Here is a 16,947-nt window from a genome sequence, read left to right as displayed (position 1 = left end):
AGGTTTTTTCGATTACTTATTCAAGTTATAGAAAGAGTTGATACCGTGGTATTGAGCAGTTTCAGCCAACTGATCTTCGATGCGAAGAAGCTGGTTGTATTTCGCAACACGGTCCGTACGGGACGGAGCACCTGTTTTGATTTGTCCTGCGTTCGTTGCCACAGCGATGTCAGCGATTGTGCTGTCTTCAGTTTCACCAGAACGGTGAGAGATAACAGCAGTGTAGCCTGCGCGTTTCGCCATTTCGATCGCATCGAATGTTTCAGTCAATGTACCGATTTGGTTTACTTTGATCAGGATAGAGTTGCCTACGCCGTTTTTAATACCTTCAGCAAGCTTTTTCGTGTTTGTAACGAAAAGGTCGTCACCGACAAGCTGAACTTTTTTGCCAAGACGCTCAGTAAGAAGTTTGTGGCCTTCCCAGTCGTTTTCGTCAAGTCCGTCTTCGATAGAGATGATTGGGTATTTAGAAACCATTTCTTCATACCAGTCAACCATTTCAGCAGATGTTTTCACAACGCCTTCGCCAGACAGATGGTATTTGCCGTCTTCTTTGTTGTAGAACTCAGAAGATGCAGCATCCATAGCAAGTTTCACTTCTTCGCCAGGTTTGAAGCCGGCTTTTTCGATTGCTTCAACGATTGTTTGAAGCGCTTCTTCGTTAGAACCAAGGTTCGGAGCGAATCCGCCTTCGTCACCTACAGCTGTGTTCATGCCTTTAGCAGAAAGAACTGATTTTAGGCTGTGGAAGATTTGAGCGCCCATGCGAAGCGCTTCACGGAAGTTAGGCGCGCCTACAGGCATAATCATGAATTCTTGAATGTCTACGTTGTTGTCAGCATGCTCTCCGCCGTTTACGATGTTCATCATCGGTACAGGAAGCGTTTTTGAGTTGAAGCCTCCAAGGTACTGATAAAGAGGGATCTGTAAGAAATCAGCAGCTGCGCGCGCACAAGCCATAGATACGCCAAGGATAGCGTTCGCACCGAGTTTGCCTTTGTTTTCAGTTCCGTCAAGCTCGATTAAAAGCTGATCGATTGCGTTTTGTTCTGTTACGTCAAAGCCGAGAAGCTCTGGAGAAATGATTTCGTTTACGTTGTTAACAGCAGTTAACACGCCTTTTCCAAGGTAACGGTCTTTGTCGCCGTCACGAAGCTCAACCGCTTCGTATTCGCCTGTAGAAGCTCCGCTTGGCACTAATGCGCGGCCGAAAGCTCCTGTTTCTGTATATACTTCAACTTCAACTGTCGGGTTGCCGCGGGAGTCAAGGACTTCGCGTGCATAAACATCAACAATGTATGGCATGAGTTTTGTCTCTCCTTTTGATTTCAAATTATTTTTGAATTAAAGATGTTCCGGTCATTTCTTTCGGTTTTTCAACACCGAGAAGGTCTAATAACGTTGGTGCGAGGTCGCCTAGGATTCCGCCTTCGCGCAGCGTCACGCCTTCTTTCGTCACAATGACAGGGACTGGATTTGTCGTATGGGCAGTGTGCGGTTCGCCTGATTCTGTAATCAGAATGTCTGCATTACCGTGATCAGCGGTAATGATGGCATGCCCGCCTTTAGCGATGATGGCGTCAACCACTTCGCCTAAGCACTCGTCCACTGCTTCAATTGCTTTAATCGTCGGTTCGACCATTCCGGAGTGGCCGACCATGTCAGGGTTTGCAAAGTTCAGGATGATCGCGTCATGCTTGTCAGCCGCGATTTCTTTTACAAGAGCATCCTTCACTTCATACGCACTCATTTCAGGCTTCAGGTCATATGTCGCAACCTTCGGCGAGTTGATAAGGATGCGCTCTTCGCCCGGGAATTCTTCTTCGCGGCCGCCGCTCATAAAGAACGTAACGTGCGGATACTTTTCAGTTTCTGCAATGCGAAGCTGTTTTAACCCGTGCTGTGCTAATACTTCACCAACCGTATTATCAAGGTTTACCGGTTTAAAAGCCACATATCCGTCAACAGATTCACTGAAGTGAGTCAGGCAGACGAAATACAGGTTTTTCGGATGATGTTCACCGCGGTCGAAATCGCGGAAATCTTTGTTGGTAAACGTGTTCGAAATCTGGATGGCGCGGTCAGGTCTGAAATTATAGAAAATCACAGAATCGCCGTCATGAATTTTCGCAACGGGTTCACCGTTTTCTTTTGTGATGACGGACGGAATGACGAATTCATCATGAATGCCGTTCGCATAAGAATCGTCGACGACATCCATCGCGCTGCGGTAAGACGGGCCTTCGCCGTAAGCCATTGCGCGGTACGCTTTTTCCACACGGTCCCAGCGTTTGTCGCGGTCCATGGAGTAGTAGCGTCCGGAAATGCTGGCGATTTCGCCGACACCGATTTCTTCGATCTGCTCATTCAGCTGCTGAATGTAAGTTTTCGCAGTTTGCGGACCTACATCGCGGCCGTCGAGGAAACCGTGGATATACACCTTCGTCAGCCCTTCACTTTTCGCAAGCTTCAGCAGCGCGAATAAATGATTGATGTGACTGTGTACGCCCCCGTCAGAAAGAAGACCAAACAGGTGCAGCGCTTTGTCGTTGTCTTTCGCGTTTTTGATGGCGTCAAGGAACGTTTGATTGCGTTCGAATTCGCCTTCGCGGATGGCAACGTTCACGCGTGTTAAGCTTTGGTACACAATACGTCCTGCGCCGATATTCAAATGTCCGACTTCAGAGTTCCCCATCTGTCCTTCAGGCAGTCCGACTGCTTCGCCTGATGCCGTCAGCGTCTGATGAGGGTATTGGTTCCAATAACGGTCGAAATTCGGTTTTTTCGCTTGTGCGACTGCATTTCCGACTGTTTCATTGCGTAATCCGAACCCATCAAGAATGATGAGTGCAGCTGGTTTTTTACTCATATTGACCTTCCTCCAATAATTGAACGAATGACTGCGGTTCAAGGCTTGCGCCGCCGACCAAAGCACCGTCAATATCGGACTCTGCCATATATTCTTTAATATTTGCAGGTTTTACGCTGCCGCCGTATTGAATGCGGAGCTTGTCAGCAGTTTCCTGGCTGAAGCTTTCAGCAACGACTTTACGGATATGCGCGCAGACGTCGTTAGCATCTTTCGCTGTAGAAGATTTGCCTGTTCCGATTGCCCAGATTGGCTCGTACGCAATAACGGAAGCAGCAACTTGCTCTTCAGAAAGACCCGCAAGACCTTTTTTCACTTGATCGGCAACAAGATCATTTGTTTTTCCGGCTTCGCGCTCTTCAAGCGTTTCACCTACGCAAATGATCGGCACAATGCCGTGTTTGAAAGCGGCATGCGCTTTTTTGTTAACTGTTTCATCTGTTTCAGCGAACATTTCACGGCGCTCAGAGTGGCCGATGACGCAGTATTCCACGCCGAGGTCTTTCAGAGCAACCGGGCTGATTTCGCCTGTGAACGCACCGTTTTCTTCAAAATGCATGTTTTGGGCGCCGACTTTTAAGTCAGTTCCTTTAACAGCAGAAGTCAGCTTTTCTAAGAAAAGTGCTGGTGCGCAAACAACGGCTTCCGCTTTGTCTGCTGCTGGAATGGAAGATTTCACTTCTTCAACGAAGCTGACAGCCTCGCCGAGTGTTTTGTTCATTTTCCAGTTACCGGCTATAATTGGTTTTCTCATCTGTTCCACTTCCTTATAGCAGTTTTATTTATCGTTCAGTGCAGCTACCCCTGGAAGCTCTTTGCCTTCCATGAATTCAAGGGATGCGCCGCCGCCTGTTGAGATGTGGCTCATTTTGTCAGCAAGGCCGAATTTTTCAACGGCTGCCGCAGAGTCTCCTCCGCCGATGACAGAGTATGTATCATTCGCCTCTGCCAATGCTTCTGCAACCGCTTTTGTGCCTTGAGCGAACAAGTCGATTTCGAATACGCCCATCGGTCCGTTCCACACGACAAGTTTGCTGTTTTTGATAACGTCAGCATACGTTTCGCGTGTTTTCGTACCAATGTCGATGGCTTCTAAATCACTTGGAATCTCAGAGATCGGCACGATTTGAACGTTTGCATCGTTAGAGAAATCATCAGCAACGAGAACGTCTTCCGGCATATAGAATTTAACGCCTTTTTCTTTCGCGCGGTCCATGAATGATTTTGCAAGCTCGATTTTATCTTCTTCAAGAAGAGATTTACCGACTTCATAGCCAAGCGCTTTAACGAATGTGTAAGCAAGACCTCCGCCGATGATCAAGTTGTCCACTTTATCAAGCAGACTTTCGATGACGCCGATTTTGTCTTTTACTTTCGCTCCGCCGATGATTGCCGTAAACGGGCGCTCAGGATTTGTCACGGCTTTGCCGAGAACGTCAAGCTCTTTTTCCATCAGGAATCCTGCAACCGCCGGCAGATGCTCGGCAATTCCGGCTGTAGATGCGTGAGCACGGTGGGCAGCACCGAATGCGTCATTGACATATACATCCGCAAGCTCAGCAAATGCTTTAGCAAGCTCAGGATCATTTTTCTCTTCGCCAGGGTAGAAACGTACGTTTTCCAATACAAGAACGTCTCCGTCCTTCATATCAGAAATTTGTGCTTTTACAGCATCACCGTAAGCTTCATCTGCTTTTTTCACTTCTTTGCCAAGCAGTTCGCCTAAGCGTGCAGCGACAGGAGTTAAACGAAGCTCCTCAACCACTTCGCCTTTCGGGCGGCCTAAGTGGCTCGCAAGAAGGACTTTCGCGCCTTGGTCTGCAAGATGTTTGATTGTCGGAAGCGCAGCGCGGATACGAGTATCGTCTGTTACTTCCCCGTCTTTCATTGGAACGTTAAAGTCAACGCGGCAGAATACGACTTTGCCTTTTACGTCGATGTCTTTTACTGTTTTTTTATTCATGCCTTAGGAGATCCTCCTTCAAAATGGTTTGCATAGCACGAAAAACGTGAAACGTGAAACCGCCTTATGATGCTTCCGCCGCGGGGCAGATTGCAGCTTCCGGGCACGGGGCAGATCGTCTTCTGAGCCAGGGCAGGCGGCCAGAAAACGAAAGTGCCGCTGAAACTGCAAAACGCGGACGTTCTGCAGCAATCCGGCGCTTTCTGAAAGCCGGTTCTCATGGAAAAAGGGAAAGGGAGTCCGTCCCCTTCCCTTGTCCGCTTTCATTATAGCGTTTCTGTCCGAAAGAACCAAGTCCGGCCCTTTCCGGGAGCTATGAATTAAAGACCTTGTTTTGCGATGTAAGCTGCAAGGTCAACAACGCGGTTAGAGTAGCCGCTTTCGTTATCGTACCAAGAGATTACTTTTACCATGCTGCCTTCCATAACCATTGTAGAAAGAGCATCGATTGTAGAAGAGTTAGCATTGCCGTTGTAGTCTCCGGATACTAATGGCTCTTCGCTGTAGCCAAGGATTCCTTTAAGATCGCCTTCAGCCGCTTCTTTAAGAGCTGCGTTTACGTCTTCAACCGTTACGTCTTTGTTAAGTTCAGCAACTAAGTCAACAAGAGAAACGTTTGGAGTCGGCACACGCATAGCTCCGCCGTTCAGTTTGCCTTTTAGTTCAGGAAGAACTAGAGAAACTGCTTTAGCAGCACCAGTTGATGTTGGGATGATGTTTTCAGCTGCTGCACGCGCACGACGGTAGTCTTTGTGCGGAAGATCAAGGATTTGCTGATCATTTGTGTAAGAGTGAACAGTTGTCATCATACCGCGTTTGATGCCGAATTTGTCGTTAAGTACTTTTGCAAACGGCGCAAGGCAGTTTGTTGTGCAAGATGCGTTAGAGATAACATCGTGGTTAGCTGCATCGTATTTATCTTCGTTAACACCCATAACGATTGTGATATCTTCTTCGTTAGCAGGTGCAGAGATGATGACTTTTTTCGCGCCGGCTTCTAAATGTTTCGCAGCGTCTGCGCGTTTTGTGAAGAAACCAGTAGATTCAACTACGATTTCAACGCCTTGTTTGCCCCAGCTGAGTTTCGCAGGATCGCGCTCAGCAGAAACTTCGATTGTTTTGCCGTTAACAACAAGGTTGCTGCCGTCAACTTTAACTTCTGCGTCTAATTTTCCGTGTACGGAATCATATTGTAAAAGATGAGCAAGCATGTTAGCGTCTGTTAAATCGTTAACCGCCACTACCTCAACTTCAGGATTGTTTAATGCTGCGCGGAATACGTTACGTCCAATACGACCAAAACCGTTAATACCGACTTTTACTGCCATGATTATTTCCTCCTTTTAATAAGTGAGAGATATTTATATTGAGGGACTGTTATCCCTTAATAACTTCTTTGCGGCTCCTTCGTCCGTGACGAGAACCGTGTTTCGCTGCTTTTTAAAATAAGCTTCGATTGCTTCTGCTTTTGATGATCCGCCCGCTACCGCGATAATGTCGGGGATGGCATCGAGGTCATCGAGCTGCATTCCGACTGAATGCACCTTGTGAACGACTTCTCCGTCCGCATTAAAGTAGTAGCCGAATGCTTCTGTCACCGCATGATTGTCATCTATTTTCTTCAAATCTTCCAAAGGTGTGTTTCTTCGCTCCGCCATTGTTCTAGCTTCGCCGATTCCGTGAATGAGCATACTCGCTGATTTAATCGTCTGAAGCACCTCTTTTACGGAAGGTTCTTCAATAATAGATGAATAGGCGCCTTGTGACAGCTGTCCGGGAACAAACAAAAGCCGGTAAGTGCCTGAAGCCTTTTCCGCCATATGCGCGCATATGGTGTTCGCCTGGTTTTTCACGTCTTCGCCTAAACCGCCTCTTGCAGGCACAAACAAGAGCTCGCGGTTTTTAGAATCCGGCGTCATCATATCGGCGACAGCTTCAATTGTCGTACCGCCGGTTACAGCGACGATATTTTTGCCTGAAAATCTCTTTTTCATACACGCAACGGCCGCTCTCCCTAATTCTTTTTTGACCCAAGGAGATTGGTCGCTGTCTCCGGAGACGATAATGGCGTCTTTCAGATTAAGCCGCTCTTTTAATGTCTTTTCCAAAAGCGTCAATCCTAAAACATCCTTCATCGTATCTTCCAGAATCGAAAGCAGTGAATAGCCTTCTTCCGTCATTGTCATGCCGTTTGTTTTAATATCAATGAGATTCTGTTCTTTCAAAAACTGAACCTCGCTTCTGAGAACGCGCTCGGTCAATCCGAGACTGGCTGCGAGACTTCTGCGGCCGATCGGTTCGGTAAGCCTGATATACTGCAAGATTTCAAATCTTTTCTGCATGACAAGCAAAAGATCAGGCAATAATTTTTTTTGAGCTTGTATTAACTGGTTCATGACTCAAACGTTCCTTCCTATTCATACTGGACAGAAAATGTCCCGCTATGACAAAAAACGTCCCATCATAGCCAAAAAAAATTATGTCTGCTTTCTTTAATTATTTTAACAGGATGACTTTGTTAATTCAACTGTTAAAGGTCAATTCCTCGACATTCTTCGCAGGATTTACCAGTATCTCCTTGATACAGTCATTATATACAGAAACGGACTGAAAGTGACAGACAAAAGCCCGCCGGAGCGGACTTTTGTCGTAAAACGCTTTCATTTTATCCAGAGTTTTTCTATTTCCTCTAATGATTTATTTTTCGTCTCAGGGCAAATCGTCACGACAAACAAGAAACAGAGAATATTAATGACGGCGAATATCCAGAAAGTGTACGCGAGACCCAGCCCGCTGATCATCATCGGCACGAACTGACCGATCGCCCAGTTCGCCCCCCACAGGAATATCGTCGCAATACCGGCGGCGCGTGCGCGGAGGTGGTTCGGAAAGATTTCTGAAATCATGATCCACGTAATCGGCCCGACTGAAACGCAGAAAGCGGCGACGAATCCTAATATAATGACGACTAAAGCCGGACCGCTTGCCAGCTGAAAATAAAAGGATGCCCCGATTAAGATCATGAACAGCGCCATAAAGGCTGATCCGACCCCCATCAGCTTTTTCCGGCCAACTTTATCGACTAAAAGAACCGCGATAATGGTGAAAATCACTTCGACGACACCGACGATGCATGTCGTGACAAACCCCGCATTCTGCCCGAAGCCCATCATTTTGAAGATTTCCGGCCCGTAATACGTAATCGCGTTCATGCCGATGACCTGATTGAACAAAGCCAGCAGAATCCCGATCACAAGCGCTTTTCTCAGCCCCGGTTTAAACAGCTGAGACAATGAACCCATTTTTTCTAATTGTAAAGACGTTTCGATTTGTTTGATTTCTTCTTTCGCGGTCTGCTCGCCGTTAATGCGCGTCAGCACGGCGAGAGCTTCATTCCTGCGCCCCGCTTTTGCAAGCCAGCGCGGACTTTCCGGCACGATAAGCAGCACGATAAAAAAGATGACAGACGGAATCATGCCGTAAGCGAGCATCCACCGCCAGCCGGTGTGCACCCCCCATTCATATGAGCCGGACTGCTGGACGGCGAGGTTAATAAAATAAGTGCCGGAGATGCCTAATATCGTAAACAGCTGATACAGTGAGGACAGACTGCCGCGTATGGCCGGCGGAGCGGCTTCGGTAATATAGGTGACAGAAAGCGAGGAGCCCATTCCGATTCCCAGACCGCCGATGATTCTGGCGATAATTAAGGAAGACACACTTTGAGAAAGCGCAGAGACAACCGCTGACACCGCAAACAAAAGGGCCGCTGCCATCAGAACCTTTCTCCGTCCGAAACGGTCACTCAAAAATCCGGAAATACCGACGCCGAAAACACCGCCGATCATAATGCTTGAAATCACGAGCCCTTCCATAAAAGGACTTAAACGGTACAAGTCTTTCAGAAAACCGATGGCGCCGGAAATAACCGCCGTGTCATAACCGTACAAAAGCCCTCCCAGTCCGGCCGCGCATGAGATGAGAATGACAAACCACTTCGAATGCTCCCGAGTGACAGGTACATTTGAGCCAATTGGTGCCGGGTGATTCTTCATGAATTTTTACCCTCCCGCGAATAATAGAATAAAAACGCTTACAAATCAGAGCACTATTACATTTGTACGTACTTATAAAGAATTTTATCTAAAAATAAGGAAAATTAGTACGTACAAATAAAGAATAAGCAGTTTTTCAGAATCTGTCAATTGTTTTTACGACTTGATGAAAGGGCTTACTATGTTATACTGGAATTTGTCCGTATACATTTTGGAGGAATTGATATGCTACCGAAATATGCTCAAGTAAAAGAAGAAATTTGTTCATGGCTGAATCAAGGAAAAATACAGCCTGACCAAAAGCTGCCTACGGAAAATGAGCTGATGCAGCAGTTCGGCGTCAGCCGCCATACCATCAGAAAAGCGATCGGGGATTTAGTCTCGCAGGGGCTGCTGTACAGCGTTCAGGGCGGAGGCACCTTTGTCGCTTCACGCACGGCGAAATCAGCCATGCATTCAAACAAAACGATCGGCGTCATTACAACGTACATATCAGACTATATTTTCCCGAGCATCATCAGGGGAATCGAATCTTATTTAAGCGAACAAGGCTATTCCATGCTGCTGACGAGCACCAACAACAATACAGAAAGTGAACGACGCGGCCTTGAAAACCTGCTGTCTAAAAATATAGACGGGCTGATTGTCGAGCCTACGAAAAGCGCGCTGCAAACGCCCAACATCGGCTATTATCTCAATCTGGAGAAAAACGGCATTCCGTTTGCCATGATTAACGCTTCTTATGCGGAGCTGGCCGCACCGAGCTTTTCCGTCAATGATGTCAAAGGCGGCATGATGGCTTGCGAATACGTCATGTCCCTCGGCCACACGCACATTATGGGAATTTTTAAAGCGGATGACACGCAGGGCGTCAAACGGATGAACGGCTATCTGCAGGCGCATCGGGAGCGCGGGATTTTCCCGTCTCCGGACATGATCGTAACTTACACGACTGAGGAAAAAGAAACCGTGCTTCTCCAAAAGATTAAGGATACCCTTGAGCAAAACAGCGGATCATACCCGACGGCCATTCTTTGTTATAATGATGAAATTGCGCTGAAGACAATTAATCTTCTCAGAGAATTCGGCTTAAAGGTGCCTGATGACGTGTCAGTCATGGGCTATGATGATTCACATTTCGCCCAGATTTCCGAGGTGAAGCTCACCTCTGTCAAGCACCCGAAATCCATTATGGGGAAAGCGGCGGCAAAATACGTCATCGACTGCTTAGAACATAAAAAACCGAAGCAAGATGACGTCGTGTATGAACCGGAACTCGTCATCCGGAATTCCGTCAGGCGGATCGGCGAATGAAAAAAGCAATGTGCTGCGCACATTGCTTTTTTTGATCAGCTGTTTTTTAATTCGGCGATGATTTCAAACGACCGCATTCTGTCGGCATGCTCAAAGCTTTCTGAATTCACCATGATTTCATCGGCCTGTGTTGTCCGGATGAAGTTTTCCAGCTTTTCCTTCACACGATCCGGTCCGCCGACGATCGTTGAACTGAGCTGTTCATTGACCATCGCTTTTTCATACGGCGACCAGATTTGATCCATGTCTTCAACAGGGGGCTTCAGCTGGTTCGGCGTGCCGCGGACGAGGTCTAAAAATCTTTGATAATGCGATGTCGCCAGATGCTCCGCCTTTTCATCCGTGTCCGCGGCAATAACGGTAACGCCGACCATCGCGTACGGTTTATCCAGTACGTCTGACGGACGGAAGGAGCTTCGGTATAACTCAAGAGCCGGCACGGTATTTTTCGGTGAGAAATGAGCCGCAAAGGCGAACGGAAGCCCGAGCTCTCCAGCAAGGCGTGCGCTGAAGCCGCTTGAGCCCAGAAGCCAGATCGGCACGTCCAGCCCTTCGCCCGGAATGGCGCGGACTTGATTGCGCACATTGCCTGTCGGTTTGAAGTAATTTCTCAATTCTTCAAGCTGCTCCGGGAAATCTTCCCCGCTGTTTATGTTTCTTCTTAAGGCTCTTGCCGTTAATTGGTCGGTTCCCGGCGCACGTCCGAGTCCGAGGTCAATCCGCCCTGGATATAACGTTTCAAGGGTTCCGAATTGCTCCGCGATTATAAGTGACGAATGATTCGGCAGCATAATGCCGCCTGAACCGACGCGGATTTTTTTCGTGCCGCCGGCGATGTGGCCGATCAGCACTGACGTTGCCGAGCTGGCGACGCCTTCTATATTATGATGCTCCGCCAGCCAATAGCGGTTATAGCCCCACTCCTCGGCGCGGCGCGCTAAATCCATGCTGTTGCGGAACGATTCAGCAACCGTTCCCCCCTGTACGACCGGCGATAAATTCAATACGGAAAACGCAGTATCTTTCAATGTATGTTCAGCCATCGTTTTCTCCTTTATGGTTTAGTGTAAGCAGATCTTAAACAAGGTCTCTACCACCCACCTTACCACAGCTTATCACGTGAGTTAAACAATTTGATTCGATGATCTTCGAACAATCATATTCCCCACTAATATAGTACAAATGTAATAGTTTCATTCTAATAATCATTTACAAAAACAAATCATAGCATTACGAATAAAGAGGTCCGCTTTAGTTTTCAACTATAAATCAACCATAAAATAACAATAGAAAACTTGAATGCATAAAAACATTATGCTATATTATGGTTTATATTGAAAAATGATAAATAGGAGGATATAATTTGAAAAAATCTATTTTAATTACTGTTGTTACTTCTTTGTTAGTAACATTTATTATTTTCACTGGTAGCATTAGTGCTCTCGCTGCTGATTTTTGGTCTGGCGATAGACAAAATTTAGCTGTATCAGGATTTACTGATGCCTCTTACTATACTAAAAAAGCAAAAACTGTTGATTTTACTCTATCAACACCATACGGAGATCATACAATTAAAGGAAACCTTTACTTACAACAAAAGTCAGGTAATAAATGGACAACTTGCAAAAAGACAAGCTTCGCTTTCATATTTCATGTAACTAAGTCATTCTCTTTAAAAGGGTGCAAGACAGGTTATTATCGTGTCAAAGCCACTTTTAACGGTACAAAAGTCGTAAATACGACAAACTCTTTTAAAATTAACCGATAAGATTCAGGACCCTAAGATCATTAGGGTCTTTTTATTCGTTCTTTGTGAGTTCCTGTGCGATTTGAATAAAAAGTTTTGCCGCCAAAGAAGCCTCTTTTACAGACGGAACTGCAAGCAGAACATCGCGGTACACCGCCTGATTGAGTTCTCTTGTCACTACATTTTCCGGCAGCGATATTCCCGACATAGACATTTGTGATAATATCGCGATTCCCAGCCCTTCTTTAATCATGCTGATGGACGTATTGACGTTGTAAACAGTGAATGCGGCAGTCAGCACAGATCCTGCCTCCCTAAACATATCAATAAGCGGTGATTCGTACCCTCCGTCACAGATGATCATCGGCTGGCAGTCAAGGTCTTTCAGAGAGATTGCCTTACAGCTGCAAAGCGGATGATCATTTCTAAGCACGGCGGCCATTTTATCTTTTTTCAGCGGCAGATATTCCATATCTTCCGTAGGAAAAAGAGTAATACCTACGTCTATTACCCGGGAACGGAGCCATTCCTTTACTTCGTTGACCGTTCCTTCATGAAGCACCAATTCAAGCTTCGGATACCGCTTTTTAAACATGCTGATCAGCTTTGGAATGAAATAAGCGGAAGCGGCGGGAAATGTGCCGACGTGAATCGTTCCCTGTTCAAGCCCTCTTTCCGCAGCCGCCAGCTGTTCGGCTTTCTCTATGCCTTTGAGCACCTCTCTGATATGGACGAGAATTTTTCCGCCCGTGTCCGTGAGTCTTAAGCCGTTGCGGCGCTCGCGGATGATCAGCTTAATGCCGAGCTCTGACTCAAGCGCAGAAATGGCATGGCTGACGGCGGGCTGCGTCATATTCAGCGCCTGCCCTGCTTTTGTAAAGCTTCCCGTTTCAGCAATTTGAACAAAAACCCGCAGTTGTGTAATCGTCATAACGTTTTACTTATGCTCCTTATAAAAAAGATTCATTTTATTTATCTTGCTGATTACCGTATCATATGATGGAATTGTTCTACAAGGAGTGAACGTCGTGAAACAGCTTTCGAGAATACAGACAGCTCTCATGCTGGCGTTTTTAGTTACGGTATGGGGGATTAACTGGCCGCTGACAAAGGCCGCGCTCGCCTATTCCCCGCCTCTTCTGTTTGCCGGAATCCGCACGCTGATCGGCGGACTTCTATTATTAATGGTGGCGCTGCCCCGTTTTAAAAAGCTGCGTTTTAAAGAAACGTGGCCGATCTATCTGATTTCTGCTATTTTAAATATTACTTTATTTTACGGCCTGCAAACGGTCGGCTTGAATTACCTGCCTGCCGGCCTATTTTCAGCCATTGTGTTTTTCCAGCCTGTTTTAATGGGTGTTTTTTCTTGGCTGTGGCTCGGGGAATCGATGTATCCTTTGAAAATAGCCGGGCTTATTCTGGGCTTTTCCGGTGTCGCCGTCATCAGCTCAGCCGGTTTCGGAGGTCATATTTCCATCGCCGGCATTCTTTTGGCCTTAGGCTCCGCAGTCAGCTGGGCCCTCGGCACGGTATATGTGAAAAGAACGGGCGGACGCGCGGACTCGATCTGGATGGTCGCTCTTCAGCTTCTGATCGGCGGCGTGCTGCTTGTGAGCTCCGGCAGTTTTTCAGAAAGCTTTTCAGCGATTCAATGGAAAGCTCCGTTCATTCTGAGCCTTCTGTTCATTTCGGTATTTGTCATCGCGCTCGGCTGGCTCGCCTTTTTTACGCTTGTCGGTTCAGGGGAAGCAAGCAAGGTTGCCTCTTACACCTTCCTGATCCCGCTCATATCCATTGTCGTCAGCTCGATATTCCTGCATGAGCCGCTGACCGTCAGCCTTTTGGCCGGACTGCTTCTGATTGTCACAAGCATTTGCTTTGTGAATATAACACCGAAGAGACTGAAAACACCTGCTTTGGCCGCAGAAAAAAAGGCCGCTCATTAAAAAAACTCTTGCCGCGGGGCAAGAGTTTTTTTGTTTATTGATGTCTCCCTTTCACGAGATACGCAGCCGTAATAAGCAGGTAGATGGCCGCGGTGATGCATGTGATGACAATGGATGTCGTCGCAATTACGCCGATCAGGATGGCCAAAAGCGCAAGCACCGCGAACCAGGTCGTGTACGGGAACCATTTGACGTAATAAGCCGGCTTTTCTGTTGAATGTTTTCTTGATTTCAAATGGGCGAATCCGATAATCAGCCAGATGAACAGCACGGTATAGCCGAGTGAACCCATCAAATAATTAAACGTCTGGCTTCCTGCAAATAAAGAAATCAGAACGCCTACATATAAAAATGACGTACAAGTCAGAATCGCATAGACGGGAACCTTTTTCTTCGATAGTTTTGAAAAGATTTTCGGCACCCGGCCGTCAGAAGCCTGCGTAAATAAGACGCGGGATGACCCATACAATCCCGAGTTCATAGACGAGATAATCGCAAGAAGAATGACGGCATTCATAATATGGTCGGCACCCGGAATTCCGATCATCTTAAATACTATGACAAACGGGCTTTCGGGAACGCTGTTGACTTGATTCCAAGGAATCAGGCTGACGATGATGAAAAACGGCAGCAAATAAAAAGCGACAATCCGCGTTAACGTGCTTCGGACAGCTTTCGGAATCACCTTTTCGGGGTTTTTTGTCTCCGCCAGCGTGACGCCGATGATTTCCGTTCCGCCGTATGAGTAGATCACGACGAGCATCGCCGTAATGACGCCCCCCGCTCCATGCGGGAAAAATCCTCCGTGATCCGTTAAATGAGACAGCCCCGGCGCCGTGTGATTGCCGAATGAGAAAAATAAAAGCAGAATTCCGCATAAAATAAAGATGACAATCACCGTAATTTTAATGAGCGCAAGCCAGTACTCTGTCTCGGCAAAAAGCTTCACAGAAAGCATGTTTACGACCGTTACCACAATGGAAATAATCAAAGCGAGTATCCATATCGGACATTCCGGCAGCCAATATTGAATGAAAATGGCGGCTACGACCGCCTCTGCGGCAATATTGAGCACCCACATTTTCCAATAGATCCAGTCTAAAAAGTATGCAGCGTACGATCCGAGAGACTGCTCAACCAAATCACGGAACGTCCTTGCATGTTTGTTTCTGACAGCCATTTCGGCCAGCCCCTGCATAATAAACAGCAGAATGATTCCGCCGAGGAGGTAGGCCAGCAGCACGGAAGGCCCGGCTTCATCAATCGCCGTGCTGCTGCCTTTAAAGAGCCCGGCCCCAATTGCGCCTCCAAGCGCCATCATCATAATGTGTCTGGACGACATCGTCCGTTTCAACGTTTGCTTGTCCTTTTCCATCTATCACACGCCCTCTCGCAAAAAGTGTTCATCACATAAAAAAGCACGCCGCCTCTTTTTAGAAAAGAGACGGCGTGCCTCAGGCAGCCGCGGTACCACTCTTGTTGATCCCAAATATCCGGAATCCAGCTTGAAAACCTTTTAACGAAGGTCAGCCGTTAGGACATAGGGAATATTCCGATAATTCCGTTCCGCCCTGCCACTTCCGGGCGAGTTCAAAGAACAATCAGTCCGCGTTGCACCAAACCGCGGCTCTCTTTTTCTGACTGGATTCTTTTACTGCTCCCGTTCACAGTGTTTTATGTTAAATGAATCTCTTGAGTTTTTATTTTCTGAATATAGTAACATAATATACAGTCTTCTAATTTCAAAGTCAATACTAATTTTTGCCGTCTATTGTCCTTCCCGGTCATTCGAAAATCTCAGCTGAAATCCGGAAACAAGGCTTTGCTTTCCGGGTGCCGCGCTTTCCGCTTTCACCTTAGTGTTTGCGTATAAAAACAGCGCAAGCGCAATGCCGAAGGATATGACGAGAATCCATGCTTTTTTCATCCAGATGCCTCCTCACTTTCTATCATCGGCGGCCTTTCTCTTTTTTTATACACCAAATCGAAAAAACAATTTTAAAATTCTGTTTTCCTTATATTGAAACTTGCTTTATCATAAAAGTATGCGTTTACATTCGAATAGGGAGGTTATAGCATGACCCCTGTCAATTCAAGCAGTATCGGGAAGATTCAGGCAGCCAGCAAAGGGTTGTCGCCAAAATTGAGAGCGATTGCAGATCATATCGTGAAGGAACCGAAAGACGTGGTTCATCTCTCTATCATTCAGCTGGCGGAAAAAACGAAAAGCTCTGAAGCGACGATTTTCAGGCTGTGCAAGCGGCTCGGTTTTTCCGGCTATCAGGATTTAAAAATCGCGCTTGCTCAGGAAATCGTTCAGGAGCCTGTGCAGCACATTCATGAAGAAATGAGCCCTGATGACGATACCGAAGTCATCATCCAAAAAGTTTTCCGCGCAAATATTTCCGGCCTGACCGATACGTTTCAGTTGTTAGATCCGGCCGATGTTGAAAAAGCGGTAGAGATGATTCACGGCGCAGACAGAATCGAATTTTACGGAAACGGCGGCTCCGGGCTGATCGCCACAGATGCGTATCATAAGTTTATGCGCACGGGCATAAACTGCATCGCTCACACGGACTCTCACTTTCAGGCGATGTCAGCTGGTCTTCTCGGTCCCGGAAGCGCAGTCATCGGGATTTCTCACTCGGGGAGCAACAAGGATGTGCTCGACGCGGTGAAAACGGCCAAATCGCTCGGCGCGGGCACGATCGGCATTACAAGCTACCAAAAGTCGCCGCTCACCCAGATTTCTGACGTTGTGCTGTATACATCAACAAGGGAGACGGCCTTCCGAACAGAAGCGATGTCCGCAAGACTCGCCCAGCTGACGGTCATTGATACACTTTATTTCGCAACGGCACGTCTGCGGCAGGAGAAAACGCTCGCCAACTTGCAGCAAATCAGAAAAATGATCGCGCACAAACGTTTGTAACCGTTTTCTGAATATTTATTTTTCAAAGAGAAAAGCCGATACAGCGGGAATTGAGGCAATTTTGTGAAAAAAATTTTCTTCTCTATCGTTGATTTATAAAAAAATTATTCCTATAATT

The 16,947-nt window shown here is 46.9% G+C and carries 15 protein-coding genes and 1 other annotated feature; of the genes, 4 read left to right on the top strand and 11 right to left on the bottom strand.

Annotated elements, in window-relative coordinates:
* Nucleotides 1-12: 12 nt before the first annotated feature.
* From eno to ACH32G_RS08120, 7 genes are all read right to left on the bottom strand, one after another.
* Nucleotides 13-1,305, bottom strand: a complete 1,293-nt coding sequence (eno, locus tag ACH32G_RS08150) for a phosphopyruvate hydratase (RefSeq protein ID WP_007409956.1) — start codon at nt 1,303-1,305, stop codon at nt 13-15.
* Nucleotides 1,306-1,333: 28 nt separating this feature from the next.
* The gene (gene gpmI / locus ACH32G_RS08145; RefSeq protein ID WP_016937891.1) at nt 1,334-2,869 is read right to left on the bottom strand and encodes a 2,3-bisphosphoglycerate-independent phosphoglycerate mutase; all 1,536 of its coding nucleotides are present in this window, start codon (nt 2,867-2,869) and stop codon (nt 1,334-1,336) included.
* Nucleotides 2,862-3,623: a triose-phosphate isomerase gene (gene tpiA, locus ACH32G_RS08140; protein ID WP_016937890.1), complete on the bottom strand. Its 762-nt coding sequence runs from the start codon at nt 3,621-3,623 to the stop codon at nt 2,862-2,864. The genes gpmI and tpiA overlap by 8 nt, the downstream gene beginning before the upstream one ends.
* Before the next feature lie 24 nt (nt 3,624-3,647).
* The gene (locus ACH32G_RS08135) at nt 3,648-4,832 is read right to left on the bottom strand and encodes a phosphoglycerate kinase (RefSeq protein WP_016937889.1); all 1,185 of its coding nucleotides are present in this window, start codon (nt 4,830-4,832) and stop codon (nt 3,648-3,650) included.
* A 320-nt stretch (nt 4,833-5,152) separates the two neighbouring features.
* Nucleotides 5,153-6,160 (bottom strand): type I glyceraldehyde-3-phosphate dehydrogenase, encoded by a 1,008-nt coding sequence (gap, locus tag ACH32G_RS08130; RefSeq protein ID WP_016937887.1) that lies wholly within the window; start codon nt 6,158-6,160, stop codon nt 5,153-5,155.
* Between the two features lie 33 nt (nt 6,161-6,193).
* On the bottom strand, nt 6,194-7,228 hold the full coding sequence (cggR, locus tag ACH32G_RS08125) for a gapA transcriptional regulator CggR (protein ID WP_016937886.1): 1,035 nt from the start codon (nt 7,226-7,228) through the stop codon (nt 6,194-6,196).
* A gap of 264 nt (nt 7,229-7,492) precedes the next feature.
* Nucleotides 7,493-8,887, bottom strand: a complete 1,395-nt coding sequence (locus ACH32G_RS08120) for a sugar porter family MFS transporter (RefSeq protein ID WP_045925933.1) — start codon at nt 8,885-8,887, stop codon at nt 7,493-7,495.
* A 225-nt stretch (nt 8,888-9,112) separates the two neighbouring features.
* Between ACH32G_RS08120 and ACH32G_RS08115 the strand changes: the two genes are divergently transcribed.
* Nucleotides 9,113-10,201 carry a GntR family transcriptional regulator gene (locus tag ACH32G_RS08115; protein ID WP_049627429.1) on the top strand — a complete coding sequence of 363 codons (1,089 nt, stop codon included), beginning with the start codon at nt 9,113-9,115 and terminating at the stop codon, nt 10,199-10,201.
* Nucleotides 10,202-10,236: 35 nt separating this feature from the next.
* On the opposite strand, the gene ACH32G_RS08110 is transcribed toward ACH32G_RS08115, so the two are convergent.
* Complete coding sequence (locus ACH32G_RS08110; protein WP_448814185.1) at nt 10,237-11,244, bottom strand: LLM class flavin-dependent oxidoreductase; 1,008 nt, start codon at nt 11,242-11,244, stop codon at nt 10,237-10,239.
* Nucleotides 11,245-11,564: 320 nt separating this feature from the next.
* Here ACH32G_RS08110 and ACH32G_RS08105 point away from each other — a divergent pair, with 320 nt between their 5' ends.
* Nucleotides 11,565-11,969, top strand: coding sequence for a hypothetical protein (locus ACH32G_RS08105; protein WP_366971145.1), 405 nt, complete (start codon nt 11,565-11,567; stop codon nt 11,967-11,969).
* 31 nt (nt 11,970-12,000) lie between these two features.
* Here ACH32G_RS08105 and ACH32G_RS08100 read toward each other — a convergent pair whose 3' ends face one another.
* Nucleotides 12,001-12,879: a LysR family transcriptional regulator gene (locus ACH32G_RS08100; protein WP_366971144.1), complete on the bottom strand. Its 879-nt coding sequence runs from the start codon at nt 12,877-12,879 to the stop codon at nt 12,001-12,003.
* Nucleotides 12,880-12,976: 97 nt separating this feature from the next.
* Between ACH32G_RS08100 and ACH32G_RS08095 the strand changes: the two genes are divergently transcribed.
* A complete protein-coding gene (locus ACH32G_RS08095) occupies nt 12,977-13,894 on the top strand; it encodes a DMT family transporter (RefSeq protein ID WP_047477201.1) in 918 nt (305 codons plus the stop codon).
* A gap of 34 nt (nt 13,895-13,928) precedes the next feature.
* On the opposite strand, the gene ACH32G_RS08090 is transcribed toward ACH32G_RS08095, so the two are convergent.
* Entirely contained in the window at nt 13,929-15,269 is a 1,341-nt protein-coding gene (locus tag ACH32G_RS08090; protein WP_016937879.1) for an amino acid permease, read from the bottom strand.
* A 62-nt stretch (nt 15,270-15,331) separates the two neighbouring features.
* Nucleotides 15,332-15,571, bottom strand: a binding site (T-box leader).
* Between the two features lie 91 nt (nt 15,572-15,662).
* On the bottom strand, nt 15,663-15,821 hold the full coding sequence (locus tag ACH32G_RS08085) for a hypothetical protein (protein WP_016937878.1): 159 nt from the start codon (nt 15,819-15,821) through the stop codon (nt 15,663-15,665).
* A 150-nt stretch (nt 15,822-15,971) separates the two neighbouring features.
* Between ACH32G_RS08085 and ACH32G_RS08080 the strand changes: the two genes are divergently transcribed.
* Complete coding sequence (locus tag ACH32G_RS08080; RefSeq protein WP_049627435.1) at nt 15,972-16,829, top strand: MurR/RpiR family transcriptional regulator; 858 nt, start codon at nt 15,972-15,974, stop codon at nt 16,827-16,829.
* Nucleotides 16,830-16,947 lie beyond the last annotated feature (118 nt).

The organism is Bacillus sp. CIS52 (genome assembly GCF_053545315.1).
Note: the sequence above shows the minus strand (reverse complement) of the source record. Positions and strands in the feature narration are given on the sequence as shown.

Bases quoted from the DNA above. Each gene is read 5' to 3' on its own strand.
- ACH32G_RS08135 (WP_016937889.1), bottom strand. From the start codon at position 4,832: ATGAATAAAAAAACAGTAAAAGACATCGACGTAAAAGGCAAAGTCGTA.
- gap (WP_016937887.1), bottom strand. From the start codon at position 6,160: ATGGCAGTAAAAGTCGGTATTAACGGTTTTGGTCGTATTGGACGTAAC.
- gpmI (WP_016937891.1), bottom strand. From the start codon at position 2,869: ATGAGTAAAAAACCAGCTGCACTCATCATTCTTGATGGGTTCGGATTA.
- cggR (WP_016937886.1), bottom strand. From the start codon at position 7,228: ATGAACCAGTTAATACAAGCTCAAAAAAAATTATTGCCTGATCTTTTG.
- ACH32G_RS08090 (WP_016937879.1), bottom strand. From the start codon at position 15,269: ATGGAAAAGGACAAGCAAACGTTGAAACGGACGATGTCGTCCAGACAC.
- ACH32G_RS08120 (WP_045925933.1), bottom strand. From the start codon at position 8,887: ATGAAGAATCACCCGGCACCAATTGGCTCAAATGTACCTGTCACTCGG.
- ACH32G_RS08085 (WP_016937878.1), bottom strand. From the start codon at position 15,821: ATGAAAAAAGCATGGATTCTCGTCATATCCTTCGGCATTGCGCTTGCG.
- tpiA (WP_016937890.1), bottom strand. From the start codon at position 3,623: ATGAGAAAACCAATTATAGCCGGTAACTGGAAAATGAACAAAACACTC.
- ACH32G_RS08100 (WP_366971144.1), bottom strand. From the start codon at position 12,879: ATGACGATTACACAACTGCGGGTTTTTGTTCAAATTGCTGAAACGGGA.
- ACH32G_RS08110 (WP_448814185.1), bottom strand. From the start codon at position 11,244: ATGGCTGAACATACATTGAAAGATACTGCGTTTTCCGTATTGAATTTA.
- ACH32G_RS08080 (WP_049627435.1), top strand. From the start codon at position 15,972: ATGACCCCTGTCAATTCAAGCAGTATCGGGAAGATTCAGGCAGCCAGC.
- eno (WP_007409956.1), bottom strand. From the start codon at position 1,305: ATGCCATACATTGTTGATGTTTATGCACGCGAAGTCCTTGACTCCCGC.
- ACH32G_RS08115 (WP_049627429.1), top strand. From the start codon at position 9,113: ATGCTACCGAAATATGCTCAAGTAAAAGAAGAAATTTGTTCATGGCTG.